This window comes from Mesorhizobium sp. WSM4809, from assembly GCF_055811655.1.
Map to the genome: position 1 here is coordinate 352,523 of NZ_JBVVQW010000001.1, position 15,752 is coordinate 368,274.

Genomic DNA, 15,752 nt, shown 5'->3' on the forward strand with positions numbered 1-15,752 from the left:
GGGCCGGCCGGTTGCCGGTCGGCCCTTGATGCTTCTGGCGGGATTTCAACGGAACCGCAACCTTCAGAGCTCTTCTCGATCGCAATTCTTGTTGCAGGGCTGAAATCCGGCCGTTTTGGTGACTTAAGCCGCGATCAACTCCCGCGCCGCCAGGAGTTGCACGCAGGCGTTCGCCGCTTCCTTGCCCTTGACCGTGAAGTGCTCAAAGAAGAAGCGGTGGTGCTCGGCGCTGTCGTGGTAGTTGTGCGGGGTGAGCACCGCCGACAGCACCGGCACGCCGGTCGACAGCTGCACGTTCATCATGCCGTCGATGACAGCACTTGCGACGAATTCATGCCGGTAGATGCCGCCATTGACGACAAAAGCGGTGCCGAGGATCGCGGCATAGCGGCCGGTCTGGGCCAGGGTCTTGGCATGCAGGGGAATTTCATAGGCGCCCGGCACGTCGAAGATGTCGACAGTGAAGTGCTCGCCTCCGATGTCGGCCAGTTCCGTCTCGAAGGCCTGTACGCATTGGTCGACGATAGCGGCATGCCAGCGCGCGCGGATAACGGCGATGCGAGTCTTTTCGTAGTCTTTATGGGAATGCTGATTCATGGGTCCATCCTTCCGTTTCGAACCAGAATCAGGACGCACGATACGGATTAAGCCCGCGAAAAGCGGGCCGGCTTCCGTTCGTTCTCTTCCATCCGGACTGTAACCGTCGGCTCCGGAATCACACCGGATCTGCTGACCTTTCCGATTTTGCCGGAAAGCGCTCGCGGGCTCAGGCCGAAACCTTTACCGCCGGTGGGGACTTTCACCCCGCCCTGAGAACATTAACAGCTTTGTATGAAAGGGCAGGGCGCTGCTGTCAACCGTGAGAAGGTTGGGCCAAGTTCGTTCGATTATCGCGTGCGCCACGCCGCCGCCGATGCGGCGATCAGCATCAGCAATGCTGCGACCATTGCGCAGGTGGCAAAACCAAAGCTGGTGTAGAGCGGCCCGAAGCTGGTGGTGCCGACAAAGACCGCTAGGTAAGTCACCGCGCTGTTCAGGCCCATGATCGTGCCGCGCCGCGACGGATCGAGTGCAGACAGGCGCATCACCAGGACATTCAGGCCGAAATGATTGGCCAGTCCCCAGATGGCCACCATGGTCAAGGTCAGCCCGAAACTGCCGCTCGTCGCGGCCATCGCGACGTAGACCACCGCAACCAGAAGATAGGCAAACGGCATGACGCGCCGCGCACCCAGTCTGTCGATGACGCCGTCGAGCAGAGCAGCGGTGCCGAAGCCTATACCGTAGGCAAGCGCCGCCAGGCCATTGGCGCTCACCGGCTGTCCAAGCCCGACATGAAGATGGTCGCCGAGATAGCCATAGACGCCGTAGAAAGAAGTCATGAAGGCGGCGCACGCGACCAGCAGCGGCAGGATTCCGGGAATGCCGAGCGCTTCCAGCGGGGCGGGCGCCGGTCCGGCCTTCCTGGTGTCGCTGAGCGACGTCGCCGTCAGCCCCATCCATGCAAGGGCCGCAAGCACCGCGACCGCTGCGAAAACGGCGCGCCAATGCACAAGATCGGCAAGCACGGCCGAAAGCGAAACGCCGGCCACCATGCTGAGCGTCCATCCGGTCAGCACGACGCCGATCGTGCCGCTCTCCCTGCCCGGTGGGGCGATGGCCGCGGCGCTGGCATAGATCGCGGGCATGGCGATGCCGGCAGCGATGCCGGCGAGTAACTGTGCCGCGACCAGCATGATCACCGTGGGTGCGACGGCACTCGCAACCAGCGCCAGTGCCAGCAGCAACAAAGCCCCCTGCAGCATCCGGCGGGCGCCGAGCCGGTCGATGTAGCGGGCCAGGAACAGGGCGCTTGCGGAGGTGCCAAGGCCGAACGCTGCCGCCGCAATCATCACGGCCGGCACGCTGGTGCCGAACGACGAGGCGACAGCCGGTGCAATCGGACCCAGCACTAGCGAGTTCGAGCCGATGACGGCGATGCAGCCCGTCAGCAGATAGGCAAGCGCCGGGATCGGGGCTCGGGCAGTCAATGGCGCAACTTGATCAATGTTCGACATATCAGCATAATGGCCGTATTCTATTCAGCGGAGAACCAGGAATTTCGCCATGGATGAAGAAACAGATGGCATTCTGCAGAACAGGCCCGCGGCCCGCGATCTCGACGCGATAGACCGAAGAATATTAGGTGTCCTGGTCGATGACGCCACGATCAGCTACGCCGAACTCGGCGATCGCGTCGGCTTGTCGCCACCCGCAGCGCATGAGCGGGTCAAACGGCTCCGTCGCAGCGGCGCCATCCGCAACACAGTCGCCATAATCGATCCCCGGGCGGTGAAAAAGCCTTTGCTTGCCTTTGTCCATATCGACACCAGGGGCTGGGGAAAGACGCCGGAACTGATGGCGGTCTCCCAATATCCCGAAGTCGAGGAGATCCATACGGTCGCCGGTGATACCTGCATGCTGCTGAAGGTCCGCACGGAAGACACCAGAGCACTCGAAGGCCTTTTGGCGCGCCTGTACGAAACGCCGGGGGTCACCTCGACGCGCAGCTATGTGGTGTTATCGACCTATCTGGAGCGGCCGGTGCAGCCGGGCATTACCGAGACATGGCCGACACCGAAGCATATGGCCGAGCCTCTGTACTAGGGACGTGGGCTACGCCCGCTCGGGGAACATCGCCTTCAATCCCTCGCGCGATGCCTTGGCAACGCCGCGCTCGGTGATCAAGCCGGTGACCAGCCGCGCCGGCGTCACATCGAAGGCCGGGTTGGCCGCAGGCGTCGTCTCCGGCGAAATGCGCACCTGGGCAATCTCGCCGGCGGCGGTCTTGCCCCAGACCAGCGAGACCTCGTCGGCCGAGCGCTGCTCGATCGGGATCTCGGCCAGTCCGTCATGCACGGTCCAGTCGATGGTCGGCGACGGCAGTGCGACATAGAACGGCACATCATTGTCGGCGGCGGCGAGCGCCTTGAGATAGGTGCCGATCTTGTTGCAGACATCGCCGTCGGCCGTTGTGCGGTCGGTGCCGACGATGACCATGTCGATTGCGCCGCGCTGCATCAGATGGCCGCCGGCATTGTCGACGATCAGTGTGTGCGGCACGCCGTGCCCGGCCATCTCCCAGGCGGTGAGCTGTGCGCCCTGGTTACGCGGCCGCGTTTCATCGACATAGACATGGACCGGAATGCCGGCTTCTGTGGCCAGGTAGATCGGCGCCGTGGCGGTGCCGTAGTCGACCGTGGCCAGCCAGCCGGCATTGCAGTGGGTCAGGATGTTGACCGGTTCGCCCTTCTGCTTGCGCGCCGCGATCGCCTTGATGATGGCAAGACCGTTCTCGCCGATGGCGCGGTTGAGACCGACATCTTCGTCGGCGATCTCACTGGCCCGCCGATAGGCAGCTTCGGCGCGCTGTTCCGATGGCACGGGGCGCAGGAAGCGCCGCATCTCGTCGAGCGCCCAGCGCAGATTGATCGCCGTCGGCCGCGTCTCGTGCAGGGTCTCCCACACGGCATCGAGCGCTGCATCCGACGGATCGTCAGCCATCTGCATGGCGACGCCGTAGGCAGCGGTGACGCCGATCAGCGGCGCGCCGCGTACCCACATGTCGCGGATGGCGGTGGCGATGCCGTCGACCGTGCCGATCGTCTCGATGCGGAAATCGTGCGGCAGCCAGCGCTGGTCGATGATATCGACCGAACGGCCGTCGTCGCTCAGCCAGATGGTGCGATAGTGGCGGTCGCCGACGTTCAAATGCTGCTCTCCTGTTCGATCAGCGCGGCCAGTTGGTTGACCTCGTCGATGCTGTGGATCTGGCGCCGGTTGACGGCGAGGTGACGGCCGAATTTCAGCGCCTTTGCCTCACAACTGGCGCGCAAATCCTCATCGGCAATGGTCTCGAAATCGGCATTGTGGGCGAGGCCGAGGATGCGCCTGTGCACCTCGATGCCGGCAAAGCCGAGCAGATCGGTCCACATCTGGTGCAGAACATGGTCGAGCGCCTGCTCGGCACCGAGCTTGTCGCCCTGATCCTCGAACAGGCTCTTTTGGTAGAGCATGCCGGAGCGCTCGGTGCGCCATAGATGCGAGAATTCGGCGCGGAACACTGACCATGTCTCGACCGTCACACCGAGCATATAGGCGCGCATGGCGTCGCGCTTTCCCTCCTCCTCGTGGCCGCGTTGCGAGAAGAACGACATCCAGAAATTAGCAAGCAGCATGCCGACGTCGAAAGCCATCGGGCCGTAGAAGGCGAACTCCGGATCGATCATCCGGGTTTCGCTGTCGGTGACCATGATCGAGCCGGAATGCAGATCGCCATGCAGCAGCGTTTCGGCATTGGCGGCGAAGATGTGCTTCAGCCGCTGCGCCTCGACCTTGAGGTCGCGGTCGGCGCGCAGATCGGCGACCAGGCCGTCGAGCTGCGGCGAGGTGTGCCGGTTCATCTTGGCGTCGAAATAGGGGTCGGAAAACACCAGGCTCTCGGTGATGTCGCAGAGCTCGACATTGTCGGCGAACAGCGCCAGATCGGCCTTGCGGTCCTTGGCGGCCATATGGAGGTCGGAGCCGCGAAACAGCGTCCGGGCCATGAACAGGCCGATATCCCGGGCAATGTTCGGCAGCTGGCGGCCGTCGATCAGGGCGCGGCGCAGGATGATGTGCGGCGGCGCAAGATATTCCATGATGATCAGCGCCTGGCCTTCATCGAAATAATGGATCGCCGGCACCGAGCCTGGCGCGCGCGCCTCTTGCCTGGTCAGCGCGTGATATTCGAAGAAGGAGCGCTTCAACGGCAGCGGCCAGCTGTCGCCGACCAGGCGAACATAGGGCAGGGCCTGCTTGACCACGGCTGCACCGCTGGCGCCCTCGACAATGAACACCAGGTTGAGATTGCCGTCGCCGACCTCGCGAACCTTCCAGGCGCCAGTGTCCTTGCCGATCTTCGCGCATAGCGCCTCGTTGCCGCCAAGGCGTGCAGCCAGGGTTTCGACCGATAGTGCTTCGAACGGCAATTTTTCAGTCATCGTCATCCTCCCGCTTATGCGCTCCGAACATAACGGAGGCGTGGCGGCTGGGCCAAGCTAGGAAGCGATCTGGCAATTGTCAATCGTGTTGACAATTGCCGATGCAGCCCATAGCGTCATGTCAGGGAGGAACGCATGGTCGGCAATGCCGTGTTCCGCGTAGAGGGACTGAGGAAATCCTTTGGCCATAACGAGGTGCTAGGCGGCGTCTCGGTCGAATTGCATGCCGGCGAAGTCACCGTGCTGATGGGCGCCAACGGCGCCGGCAAATCCACCCTCGTCAAGATCATCTCCGGTGTCTACGAACGCGGCGGCGGCACGATGGCGCTCGCCGACCAGGATTTCGCACCGAAAACCCCGGCCGAAGCGATCCGCGCCGGCGTCGTCACCGTGCACCAGAATATCAACGACGGTGTCGTCGCCGACCTCGACGTCGCCACCAACCTGACCCTCGACCGGCTGAGCGGCAGCGGCGCGCCGACCCTATTCAACCCAATGCGCGTGCGGCGGGAGGCCAAGGCGGTTGCCGACCGCATGGGGCTGGCCATCGATTTGAAGGCGCGGGTGAGCGATCTGTCGCTGGCCGATCGCCAGATGGTGGCGATTGCCCGCGCGCTGGCGCACAAGCCGAAAGTGCTGATCCTCGACGAGCCGACCTCATCGCTGTCCAGCGCCGAGGCCGACCGGCTGTTCGCGCTGATCGACAGGCTGCGCGAGCAGGGCGTGGCGATCCTCTACATCTCGCATCGTATGTCGGACATCAGGCGGCTGGCCGATCGCATCGTCTCGATGCGTGACGGGATCATCTCAGGCATTTTCGACAAGAAACCGCTCGACTATGAAGGCGCGGTCAACGCCATGCTCGGCCGCAAGATCCATCTCGACCAGATCGTCGTCAGGAATTCGGCCAAGGGAGTCCTGACGATCGAGGGTCTGCGCATTGCGCCGGGCGCCCGGCCGATCTCGCTGACGCTCGGCGACGGCGAGGTCGTTGCCATCACCGGCCTCGTCGGCGTCGGCAAGACGGCGCTTGCCGAGACTCTCTTTGGCGTGCGCCAGCCGCTCGCCGGCACAATGACGCTGAACGGCAGGCCTTATGCACCTGAAACAGCCGGCGAAGCGATCGCCGCCGGCGTGTTCCTCGTCGCCAAGGACCGCGGCGAGAATGGCATCGTCCAAGGCTTCAACATCCAGGAAAATATCAGCCTGCCGTTTCACAAGCGCATGTCGCGCTTCGGCATCCTGAGGCGCCGCCTCGAACGCACCACGGCACGCCGGCAGATCGAGGAACTGAGCATCGTCTGCCGTTCCGAGAAGGACGAGATGTCGGAGCTGTCCGGCGGCAACCAGCAGAAGGTGATGGTCGCCCGCTGGATGGCGCAGGAGGCAAGGCTGTTCATTCTGGATGAGCCGTTTCAGGGCGTCGATATCTCGGCCCGGCGCGACATTGCCGCCAAGCTCAGGGCCAGTGCAAACGGACGCGCCACGCTGCTGTTCGTCACAGAACTCGACGAGGCCCTGGAGACCGCCGATCGCATCCTGGTCATGTCGGAACAGACCATCGTCGGCGAACACCGCAATGCCGATGTCGATCTCGACCGCCTGCTGGCCGAGGTCGCCGGCGGGCCGCTGCACAGTGCGGCCTGAGCGCGGGCGATAGGAATTGGAATGGAGAGAGCATGGGTTCGGGTTGGGTAAAGACGGCAGCAGCGCGCGGGAGCGCCGAATGACATTGCGCGACCACGCCATCCGCTACGGGTTCATCGTGCTCTTGTTCGGGCTCGTCGCCTATTTCTCGATCGCCGCCGACGGTTTCGTTTCGCCGCAAAGTGCCGTCTTCATCTTCCAGTCGGTCGCCATCACCGGCGTGCTGGCGCTCGGCGTCACCGCCACGCTGGTTGTCGGCGGCTTCGATCTGTCGATCGGCTCGGTCGCTACATCAGCCATGATGGCGGCCGCCTATGTGATGGTGGTGCTGGAGCAGAACGCCCTTGTCGCGGTCGTCGTCTGCCTGCTCATCGGCGCCATTGTCGGCCTGATCAATGGCTGGCTGATCGTCTACATGCGTGTGCCCGATCTGCTGGCGACGCTCGGCATGATGTTCCTGCTCGTCGGCCTGCAGCGCATTCCAACCGAAGGCCGCTCGATCGCCACCGGCATGACCATGCCGGACGGTTCGGTCGCCAATGGCAAATTCTCCGACGCCTTCCTGGCGCTCGGCCGCCACCGCTTCGACTTCTTCATCCCGAACCTGATTCCGGTGTCGGTAGTCGTGCTGCTCGTGCTCGCCGTGCTGATCTGGTTCTTCCTCGAATACACCCGCTTCGGTCGCATGATGTATGCCGTCGGCAGCAATGAGCGCGCCGCCGAACTCGCCGGTGCGCCTGTCAAGGCATACAAGATCTGGGCCTACGTTATTTCAGGAGTTTTTGCCTCGATCGGCGGTATTTTGCTCGCTGCCCGGCTTGGACGCGGCGACATCGCCTCGGGTAATAATCTGCTGCTCGATGCGGTCGCCGCGGCACTGATCGGCTACGCGGTGCTAGGTGCCGCCAAGCCGAACGCCTTCGGCACTGCCATCGGTGCGCTGTTCGTCGGCATCTTGCTGCAAGGTCTGACGATGATGAACGCGCCTTACTATACGCAGGATTTCGTCAAGGGCGTGGTTCTGGTCGTCGCCCTTGTCTTCACCTTTGCGCTTTCGGGCAGGGGCAGGAGGTAGCTTTCGACCGGAACAGGATTTGGGTTCAACAAGAGTGGAGGAAAACAAAGTGAGCATTACAAGAAGACTTCTGGGGAAGGTGGCGCTCGGATTGGCCGGCGCAACCATGCTGATGCAGGTCCCGGCTTTTGCCGCGGACAAGCCGGCGCCTTTCGACAAGCCTGGCGTGAAGATCGCGCTGGTGCGCTATCTCTCGACCGGTGACTTCTTCCAGGCCTATCTCTCGGGCGTCGAGGCGCAGTCGAAGCCGCTCGGCATCGACCTGCGTGTCCTCGACAGCCGCCAGGATGCCGCCCTTCAGTCCGACATGATCGATCAGGCCATCGCGCTTGGCGTGCAGGGCATCATCATCCAGCACGGCCTGACGGAATCGATGAAGGACGCCGCCCAGCGCGCGGTCGACGCCGGCATCAAGGTGGTGGCGTTCGACGTCAATGTCGAAAATCCCAAGATCCCGCAGATCGAACAGTCCGACCGCGACCTGGCGCGCCTCGCGCTCGAGCAGGCTGTCAAGGACAATGGCGAGAGTTGGAATGCCGGCTATGTCTATGTCGCCGGCATCGCGCCGCTCGATCGTCGCAACGAGACCTGGGTCGACGTCAAGAAGAAGTATGCCGGCATCAAGGAAGTCGCGATGTTCGGCACGCTCGACAATCCGATTGCCAACTCCGTCGCCAACCAGGCGCGTTCGGTGCTGACGGCGCATCCCGACATCAAGGTGATGTTCGCTCCCTATGACGAATTCGCCAAGGGCGTGAAGATCGCTGTCGACGAAGCGGGCTTGAACAAGGGCATCAAGATCTATTCGGCCGATATCTCGACGTCCGATATCGCTGCGATGCGTGAGCCCGACAGCGCCTGGGCCGCGACCGCCGCGACCAATCCGGCTGTCGTCGGCCAGGTCTCGGTGCGTGCGCTGGCGCAGTTGCTGGCCGGTGAAGATCCCGGCCACAACGTCGTCGTGCCGCCGACGCTGATCACCCAAAAGGACCTCATCGACAAGGACATCAAGAACATGGAGGACCTGTCGGCCAAGCTGCCGCAGTTCGCCCATGCCGATGTCGCGATGCCGGCCTGGATGCCGAACCCGAACGCCAAGTAGGTTTCGCTATCGAAGGCCGCCTGCAGCCGCTTGCTGCAGGCGGCCTTTTTGCTGAATATCTGCAGCCGGCGCCAGGCTCCGGCCCAAGGTACGGTGCTTATATGGAAGTCCAGGCGGCAATCGAGGAAGACCTGTCCGGCGCCGTCGCCGGAACCTTGTTTCGATGCCCGCAGGCCACCACCGGTGTCGTGGTGTTGGGTGGGTCGAGTGGCCGCATCGATGTCGGGCGCGCACGGCTCTTTGCAAACCAGGGTTCGTCGGCCCTTGCCCTGCGATGGTTTGGCGGTGAGGGACAGCCTCCTGGAATATGCGAAATTCCCCTCGAAACCTTCTTTGCGGCGACCGACTATCTCATTGGAACGGGATGCCACCGCATCGTCTATGTCGGCACATCCAAGGGTGCCGAGGCCGCATTGTGCGCAGCGGTCCATGATCAGCGTGTCAACGCTGTGGTCGCGATCAGCCCGTCATCGGTGGTTTGGGGAAATATCGGCGCGGGCCGGGATGGCTTCAGCTGGCCTGAACGATCCTCATGGTCGCTCGACGGTATTCCCCTGCCATTCGTGCCGACAGATCCGGATTGGGCACCCAAGCAGGTGGATGGTCTGGTGTCTTACAGCGGGTTATTCGAACGCAGCATGAAAACCTTCAAGCGGGAGGCGAATGCCGCGACCATTCCCGTGGAAAAGATATCGGCCGAGATTGTGCTTGTCGCGGGTGGCGACGATGCGCTGTGGCCCTCCCTATGGTTCGCGGAAGAGATTGTCCGGCGGCGCGGCAAAGCCGGCAAGGTCACCCACCTCGTTTCATTGCCGGATGCGGGGCACCGTATTCTCTTGCCGGGGGAAACCACGCCGCGCTCGGTGTCGCATGAGCATGGCGGCAGTGACGAGGCTGATTCGAGGCTGGGAACCAGGGCCTGGAAACACATTCTAGAGTTGCTGTAGCAGGGGTTTCGCGGCGGCCGAAGGATGCTGGTCGTTCCAGAAGTCGAGCACAGTCGAGATTATTGCCTCCGGCGCGTCTTCCTGAACGAGATGTTTGGCATTTGGAACTGTGATGAACGGCGCACCGGGGATGCGGCGCGCCAGTTCTCGCCCGTCGTCGAGCGGAATCCACTCGTCGTCTTCACCCCACAGGATCGTCACAGGGCAACGTATCTCGTCGTACCGCCACTCGACCTCTCGACTGTACTTGTCGTCCATCTGTGCGATCTGACGCCAAAAAGCCTTCTGTCCCTCGTCTCCAAGCCATGGCTGCAGATAGAGCTGCATTTCGTCCGCGCGCAACGCGTTCGCGACAGAGCCGCCGATATAGGCGCGAAGCATGGCTTCATGGATATAGGCCGGCAGACCGGCAAACGCTTTCTCGTGTTCTTTTGCCGCTTGAACCAAGGGCGATCCCTGAGGGCTGATCGCGACCGGATCAATCAGCACCAGAGAGCGATAATCGAGCCCGTTGAGCAGGTGGCCGCGCAACGCGACGGAGCCGCCGAAGTCATGCGCCACGATGTCGGGCCACTCCAGCTCCCAGTGAGCGTAGAGCGCCGCGAACAACTCGTTTTGAAAGCCGCGCGACACGTCCGCGTCGGGCTTGGCGGATTGCCCGTAGCCGAGCATGTCGAAATAGTAGATCCGGCGCCGTTGCCCGAGCCAAGCTGCAATCCGCCGCCATTCCACCGACGAGAACGGGGTACCATGAAGCAAGACCGCCGGCGGCCCGTCGCCGATCGTTCCCCATGCGATCGGGTGACCCGAAAAAATAAAGCGTTCGGGCAGGGACCAGTCATCGGTTGGCATGAGGGAACTCCCGGCAACAATTTAGCTGCTTGACCTTGCTCGATCTCAATGGCCGGTCGGGTCGAAAGTTCCCAACCGCCCCTTCTCGAGCAAGCTTCGGAGTTGCACCGCACCTTTCGTCTGGACGGATCTCTACGTCAGCGCAACGCTGCCGCGATATTACCGCCGTCGACGGTCGTCACATCGGCGGTGGTGCGGTCGGCCAGCGCGTGATGCAGGAAGGCCTGCGCCACGTCCTGCGCCGTCACTTCCTGGCCGAGCAGATTGCCGGACATGTAGTCCTTCTCCGACACGCCGCGCGCGCCTGAGCGGCTGGCGATCATGGCGTCGGTCAGAAGCCCCGAGCGGATGCGGTCGGCGTTGACGGCGTTGGAGCGGATGCCATGCGCGCCATAGTCAAGCGCGTATTGCCTGGACAGGAACAGTGTCGCCGCCTTCGGCACGCCATAGGCGCCGAACTTCGGGCCGGGGTTCACCGCCTGTTTGGAGGTGTTGAACAAAAGCACGCCGCCTGTGCCCTGCTCGAGCATGATGCGCACGGCATTCTGCGCCACCGATTGGTGGGCGAAGAAATTGAGCTCGAAACTCTTGCGCAGGAGTGCGTCGTCGAGCTCGCCGATGCGGCCTTCCCAGGCGGCGCCGGCATTGGAAACCAGGATGTCGACACCGCCGAACACGGCGACCGCCCTGTCGAAGGCGGCACGCACCTGCGCCGGGTCGGTGATGTCGGCGGCGACGCCGATCGAATTGTTGCCGGCTTTCTTCGCCGCATCGGCAGCCTTTTCGGCGTCGAGATCGACGACGACGGCATGGGCGCCATTGTCGGCGAACAATTTGGCTGTCGCTGCACCGATCGCGCCGGCGCCGCCGGTGATCAGCACCACCTGGCCAGTCAGTGGCTTCGGCTTGTTGGAGGCGAGCTTGGCCTGTTCCAGCGACCAGTATTCCAGCGGGAACAGATCGGCCTTGGAGAGCGGGTGGAAACGGCCGACCGCCTCGGCGCCGCGCACCGCCTCGATCCACATCTCGCCGATGTCCGAGGCGATCTTCGCGTCCTTCAGCGTGCGGCCATGGCCGAACATGCCGAGGCCCGGCACCAGCGTCAGCCGCGGCATCTGGTCGAGCATGGTGCGCTTGACGTCGTCGAGCGCATCATTGGTTTCGAAATAGGCGCGATAATCCTTGGCGAACGCGTCGACATGGCTCTTGATCACCGCCTTGTAGTCGCCGGCCTTGTCAGCATCGGGCGCCGGCAGCGCCATCGGGCCGGTCTTGATGCGGATCGACAGATCCGGTGTCGACACGCCGCGTCCGGCATAGTCGGCGATCTCGGCCGAATTGATGAAATCGACAATTGCCGGCGAAGTGCGGAAATCGCTGACCATGCGGTCGAAGCGGCCTTCGCCGCGCGCCACCGCCACCGCACCACGCAGCATCGGCGCGATGGACGCCGGTGTCGCGAGGCTTGCCGGCAAGGCCGCCTTTGCCGCCTTCGGCTTGCCGCTTGCGGCAATGAAGTCCTCGGCGACATTCACATAGTGGATCATCCGGTCGTAGGCCTGTTTGGCGTCGTCGCCGAAGGTGAAAATGCCGTGCTTGTCCAGGATCAGGCCTTCGACATCAGGGTCGGCGTCGAAGATGTCGGCCGCCGCCTTGGCGAGGTCGAAGCCGGGCATGATGTAAGGCACATAGCCCATCCTGCTGCCGAAAACCGTCTTCACCAGAGGTTTGGAGTCCTCCTGGTCGACGATGGCGAGGATGGCGGTCGAGTGCGTGTGGTCGACGAATTTGTGCGGCAGGAAGGCATGCAGCAGCGTCTCGACCGACGGGTTGGGCGAGGACGGATCGATGAGGTTGACGCGTTGCAGGGCAACCATGTCCTCGTCGGCCAGCCTGTTCAGCGCGCGCGCCTTGAGCAACGGCTTGAGCTTGACCGCCGGCAGGCCCTGCGGCTCGATGACGCCCATATCCCAGCCGCTGCCCTTGACGCACAGCACGTCCCACTGGTCGCCGACGAGGTCGGTTGCCGTCGTCTTGCAAGAGGTGTTGCCGCCGCCATGCAGGACCAGCCGTGGTTCGCCGCCGAGCAGCCGGGTCGTGTAGACGCGCAGCGCCAGGTCGCGGCCGACACCCTTTTTCGCGTAGTCTGCGACGAGATTTTCGGCTGCTTCGTCATTCCACAAATTCTTCATGTTCGCTTCGTCCGGTTGCTGTCTTTGTTGGTGAAACAGGATTGCCGCGACGCTTTGATGACAATGCGCCGGCAGCGGAGAGGAGGATTTCTAGGAGGCCTTTTCTATGGTGGCAGCCGCATGGTCCAGGAGCCGCTGCGCCATGTGCGCGCCGACCACCAGATGCGTGCAAAGGCCGCCGGCGATCGCCGCGAGCAGCGGTTCGAACTTGCTGTCCTCCTGCACCACCACCAACCGCCTGGTGATGGCGCGCAGCGAGGCAAGTTCGGCGGAGATCACCCGGCGGTTATAACCGCAGCCGAGCACCTTGCCTTCGGCGTCTATGATCTGCCCGGCAATCACGCCGGCAGCGCCTTGGCTACGCAAATCCGCCATTTCGTTTGGCGTCAGCGCGCCGCATTTGACCAGATGGCTGTCGGCGTCGACCGCGCCGACCGAGTATAACGCCAGGTCGCATTCGCTGACACCCGACAATTGTTCCCGGATCACCGGCTCGGCACGCAGCGCCCGCGCGAGTTCTTCCGTCGACAGCACCAGCGGCGCGTAGAAATTGAGCCCCTTGGCGTTGAGCCGCCGCGCGATTTCCATGGTGCATTGGTCGGGGCGATAGGAATAGGGCGCGCCGAGATTGCCGCAGAGCTGCACCACCGTGACATCCTGTAGATCGGCATAGGACATCACGTCGGCGATCATATAGACGGTGCGGCCCCAGGCGACGCCGATGCGGTCGCCCTTCTTGACCAGTTCGAGAAAGACGCTCGCCGCCAGCACGGCGATTTCCGTCGATGGGTCGGCAATATGATCATTCTCCGGCGCGATCCAGACGGCGTCGAGGCTCAACGCATCCTCGAGCTTGCGCGCCAGCACGTCGTCGGTGAAAAGCTGGGTCGAGGTCGAGATGTTGACGATGCCGGTCTCGCGCGCCTTGCGCAGATACATGGCGACCGAGGCACGGGAAATGTTAAGCTGGCTCGCCACCTGGTCCTGCCGCAGGCCATGGGCATAGTAGAGCCAGGCGGCCTTGTGGATGAGTTGTTCTGCCGGTCGGATCGCCATGCCGTCTCCTCGGCTGACATTATTCACGGCTCTCGACAAAAGTCAAACTGGGCAGAGGTATGCGATACTCCCGCTTACGCCGAATCTGGTTCATCATTGTGCCAAATGCGCTCTCTCGTGGCATCGTTTGTGGTGACGCGGCCCGAGCCTGTGATTAGAACGTCTGAAAGAAACCGCGGGGGGAGCATGGGATGGGCAGTCCTTACGAACAGGATCTCGACAAGAACGCGGCCAACCATCAACCGCTGACACCGCTCACCTATCTTGAGCGCGCGGCCAAGACCTATCCCGACCATGTCGCCATCATTCACGGCCGCCAGCGCATCGACTATCGCACTTTCTGGCATCGGTCGCTGAAGCTTGCCTCCGCGCTCGACAGGCGCGGCATCGGCAAGGGCGACACCGTCACCGTCATGCTGTCCAACACGCCGCCGATGCTGGAGGCGCATTTCGGCGTGCCGATGACCAAGGCGGTGCTGCATTCGCTCAACACCCGCCTCGATGCCGCGGTCATCGCCTTCCAACTCGATCATGCCGAGACCAAGGTGCTGATCGTGGACCGCGAATTCTCCGGCGTTGTCAGGCAGGCCCTAGAACTGACCGAGGTCAAGCCGCTGGTCATCGACTATGACGATCCCGAATACGCCGACGACGCGCCGTATCCGAAGGGCGAGCGGGTTGGCACGCTGGACTATGAGGCGTTTGTCGCAGGCGGCGCCGAGGATTTCGCCTGGTCGATGCCCGACGACGAGTGGGACGCCATCTCGCTCAACTACACTTCCGGAACGACAGGCAATCCGAAGGGCGTCGTCTACCACCATCGCGGTGCCGCGCTGATGGCCTACACCAACACCATTCATGCGGGCATGGCCAAGCACGCGGTCTATCTCTGGACGCTGCCGATGTTCCACTGCAATGGCTGGTGCTTTCCCTGGACGCTCGCTGTCCAGGCCGGCACCCATGTCTGCCTGCGCTGGGTGCGGCCGAAGCCGATCTACGATGCGATTGCCGATCACGGCGTCACCCATCTGTGCGGCGCCCCGGTCGTCATGTCGGTGCTGATCAATGCCAGGGAGGAGGACAAGCGCGAATTCCCGCAGACTGTCACCTTCAACACCGCGGCAGCTCCGCCACCGGAAGCGGTGCTGTCGGGGATGGCCGATGCCGGCTTTGCCGTCACCCACCTCTACGGCCTGACCGAGACCTATGGTCCGGCGGTCGTCAACGAATGGCATGGCGCCTGGGATGATCTCGAAAAGGGCGAGCGCAGTGCCAGGAAGGCGCGGCAGGGCGTGCGCTATGCGGCGCTCGAAGGCCTGACCGTCATGGACCCCGAGACGATGCGGACCACACCGGCCGATGGTGAGACCATCGGCGAGGTCATGTTCCGCGGCAACATCGTCATGAAAGGCTATTTGAAGAACCGCAAGGCGAGCGACGAGGCCTTCGCCGGCGGCTGGTTCCACTCCGGCGATCTCGGCGTCATGCACCCCGACGGCTACATCCAGCTCAAGGACCGCTCCAAGGACATCATCATCTCCGGTGGCGAGAACATCTCCTCTATCGAGGTCGAGGACGCGCTCTACAAGCACCCGTCGGTTGGCTCTTGCGGCGTCGTCGCCAGGCCCGACGACAAATGGGGCGAAGTGCCTGTTGCCTATGTCGAGCTGAAGCCCGGCAAGGTCGCGACCGAAGCCGAGATCATCGATCACTGCCGCGCGCTGCTTGCCCGGTTCAAGGTGCCGAAGGCGGTCATCTTCGCCGAAATCCCGAAGACCTCGACCGGCAAGATCCAGAAATTCCGGTTGCGCGAGATGGCGAGGGGGACTTAAGCCTCGTCGCTGCTCTCCTCCAGTTACG

Annotated in this window: 13 protein-coding genes and 1 riboswitch; of the genes, 6 read left to right on the top strand and 7 right to left on the bottom strand. The window is 63.1% G+C overall.

The genetic code is table 11. The features are described from left to right. Positions 1-123 precede the first annotated feature (123 nt). Both AC0L24_RS01505 and AC0L24_RS01510 read right to left on the bottom strand, forming a co-directional pair. Positions 124-597 carry a 6,7-dimethyl-8-ribityllumazine synthase gene (locus AC0L24_RS01505; RefSeq protein ID WP_127397370.1) on the bottom strand — a complete coding sequence of 158 codons (474 nt, stop codon included), beginning with the start codon at positions 595-597 and terminating at the stop codon, positions 124-126. A 76-nt stretch (positions 598-673) separates the two neighbouring features. Then, positions 674-821: riboswitch (FMN riboswitch) on the bottom strand. 66 nt (positions 822-887) lie between these two features. Beyond that, a complete protein-coding gene (locus AC0L24_RS01510) occupies positions 888-2,057 on the bottom strand; it encodes an MFS transporter (RefSeq protein WP_128288125.1) in 1,170 nt (389 codons plus the stop codon). 49 nt (positions 2,058-2,106) lie between these two features. Here AC0L24_RS01510 and AC0L24_RS01515 point away from each other — a divergent pair, with 49 nt between their 5' ends. Then, a complete protein-coding gene (locus AC0L24_RS01515) occupies positions 2,107-2,646 on the top strand; it encodes an Lrp/AsnC family transcriptional regulator (RefSeq protein ID WP_127320961.1) in 540 nt (179 codons plus the stop codon). A gap of 9 nt (positions 2,647-2,655) precedes the next feature. Here the strand turns inward: AC0L24_RS01515 and mtnA are convergent, their stop codons facing one another. Both mtnA and mtnK read right to left on the bottom strand, forming a co-directional pair. After that, a complete protein-coding gene (gene mtnA / locus AC0L24_RS01520) occupies positions 2,656-3,750 on the bottom strand; it encodes an S-methyl-5-thioribose-1-phosphate isomerase (protein WP_128362925.1) in 1,095 nt (364 codons plus the stop codon). Then, positions 3,747-5,021, bottom strand: a complete 1,275-nt coding sequence (mtnK, locus tag AC0L24_RS01525; protein ID WP_127398701.1) for an S-methyl-5-thioribose kinase — start codon at positions 5,019-5,021, stop codon at positions 3,747-3,749. The genes mtnA and mtnK overlap by 4 nt, the downstream gene beginning before the upstream one ends. 135 nt (positions 5,022-5,156) lie before the next feature. Between mtnK and AC0L24_RS01530 the strand changes: the two genes are divergently transcribed. The 4 genes from AC0L24_RS01530 to AC0L24_RS01545 all read left to right on the top strand — a co-directional run bounded on the left by AC0L24_RS01530 (position 5,157) and on the right by AC0L24_RS01545 (position 9,792). After that, positions 5,157-6,668, top strand: coding sequence for a sugar ABC transporter ATP-binding protein (locus AC0L24_RS01530; protein WP_292139405.1), 1,512 nt, complete (start codon positions 5,157-5,159; stop codon positions 6,666-6,668). Positions 6,669-6,747: 79 nt separating this feature from the next. Then, on the top strand, positions 6,748-7,743 hold the full coding sequence (locus AC0L24_RS01535) for an ABC transporter permease (RefSeq protein ID WP_023808756.1): 996 nt from the start codon (positions 6,748-6,750) through the stop codon (positions 7,741-7,743). 49 nt (positions 7,744-7,792) lie between these two features. Continuing rightward, on the top strand, positions 7,793-8,845 hold the full coding sequence (locus AC0L24_RS01540; protein WP_473563354.1) for a substrate-binding domain-containing protein: 1,053 nt from the start codon (positions 7,793-7,795) through the stop codon (positions 8,843-8,845). Between the two features lie 101 nt (positions 8,846-8,946). Continuing rightward, positions 8,947-9,792, top strand: coding sequence for an acyl-CoA thioester hydrolase/BAAT C-terminal domain-containing protein (locus AC0L24_RS01545; protein WP_127811068.1), 846 nt, complete (start codon positions 8,947-8,949; stop codon positions 9,790-9,792). On the opposite strand, the gene AC0L24_RS01550 is transcribed toward AC0L24_RS01545, so the two are convergent. The 3 genes from AC0L24_RS01550 to AC0L24_RS01560 form a co-directional block, all read right to left on the bottom strand. Beyond that, entirely contained in the window at positions 9,778-10,644 is an 867-nt protein-coding gene (locus AC0L24_RS01550) for an alpha/beta fold hydrolase (protein ID WP_127811067.1), read from the bottom strand. The genes AC0L24_RS01545 and AC0L24_RS01550 overlap by 15 nt on opposite strands. Positions 10,645-10,781: 137 nt before the next feature. Beyond that, on the bottom strand, positions 10,782-12,836 hold the full coding sequence (locus tag AC0L24_RS01555) for a bifunctional aldolase/short-chain dehydrogenase (RefSeq protein ID WP_127811066.1): 2,055 nt from the start codon (positions 12,834-12,836) through the stop codon (positions 10,782-10,784). Positions 12,837-12,926: 90 nt separating this feature from the next. Further along, the gene (locus AC0L24_RS01560) at positions 12,927-13,892 is read right to left on the bottom strand and encodes a sugar-binding transcriptional regulator (RefSeq protein ID WP_127396099.1); all 966 of its coding nucleotides are present in this window, start codon (positions 13,890-13,892) and stop codon (positions 12,927-12,929) included. Between the two features lie 191 nt (positions 13,893-14,083). Here AC0L24_RS01560 and AC0L24_RS01565 point away from each other — a divergent pair, with 191 nt between their 5' ends. Beyond that, positions 14,084-15,724 (top strand): acyl-CoA synthetase, encoded by a 1,641-nt coding sequence (locus AC0L24_RS01565; RefSeq protein ID WP_127811065.1) that lies wholly within the window; start codon positions 14,084-14,086, stop codon positions 15,722-15,724. Positions 15,725-15,752: the final 28 nt, after the last annotated feature.

Coding starts and splice junctions, on each gene's coding strand:
- mtnK (WP_127398701.1), bottom strand. CDS start 5,021: ATGACTGAAAAATTGCCGTTCGAAGCACTATCGGTCGAAACCCTGGCT.
- AC0L24_RS01560 (WP_127396099.1), bottom strand. CDS start 13,892: ATGGCGATCCGACCGGCAGAACAACTCATCCACAAGGCCGCCTGGCTC.
- AC0L24_RS01545 (WP_127811068.1), top strand. CDS start 8,947: ATGGAAGTCCAGGCGGCAATCGAGGAAGACCTGTCCGGCGCCGTCGCC.
- AC0L24_RS01515 (WP_127320961.1), top strand. CDS start 2,107: ATGGATGAAGAAACAGATGGCATTCTGCAGAACAGGCCCGCGGCCCGC.
- AC0L24_RS01555 (WP_127811066.1), bottom strand. CDS start 12,836: ATGAAGAATTTGTGGAATGACGAAGCAGCCGAAAATCTCGTCGCAGAC.
- AC0L24_RS01550 (WP_127811067.1), bottom strand. CDS start 10,644: ATGCCAACCGATGACTGGTCCCTGCCCGAACGCTTTATTTTTTCGGGT.
- AC0L24_RS01535 (WP_023808756.1), top strand. CDS start 6,748: ATGACATTGCGCGACCACGCCATCCGCTACGGGTTCATCGTGCTCTTG.
- AC0L24_RS01565 (WP_127811065.1), top strand. CDS start 14,084: ATGGGCAGTCCTTACGAACAGGATCTCGACAAGAACGCGGCCAACCAT.
- AC0L24_RS01510 (WP_128288125.1), bottom strand. CDS start 2,057: ATGTCGAACATTGATCAAGTTGCGCCATTGACTGCCCGAGCCCCGATC.
- AC0L24_RS01505 (WP_127397370.1), bottom strand. CDS start 597: ATGAATCAGCATTCCCATAAAGACTACGAAAAGACTCGCATCGCCGTT.
- AC0L24_RS01530 (WP_292139405.1), top strand. CDS start 5,157: ATGGTCGGCAATGCCGTGTTCCGCGTAGAGGGACTGAGGAAATCCTTT.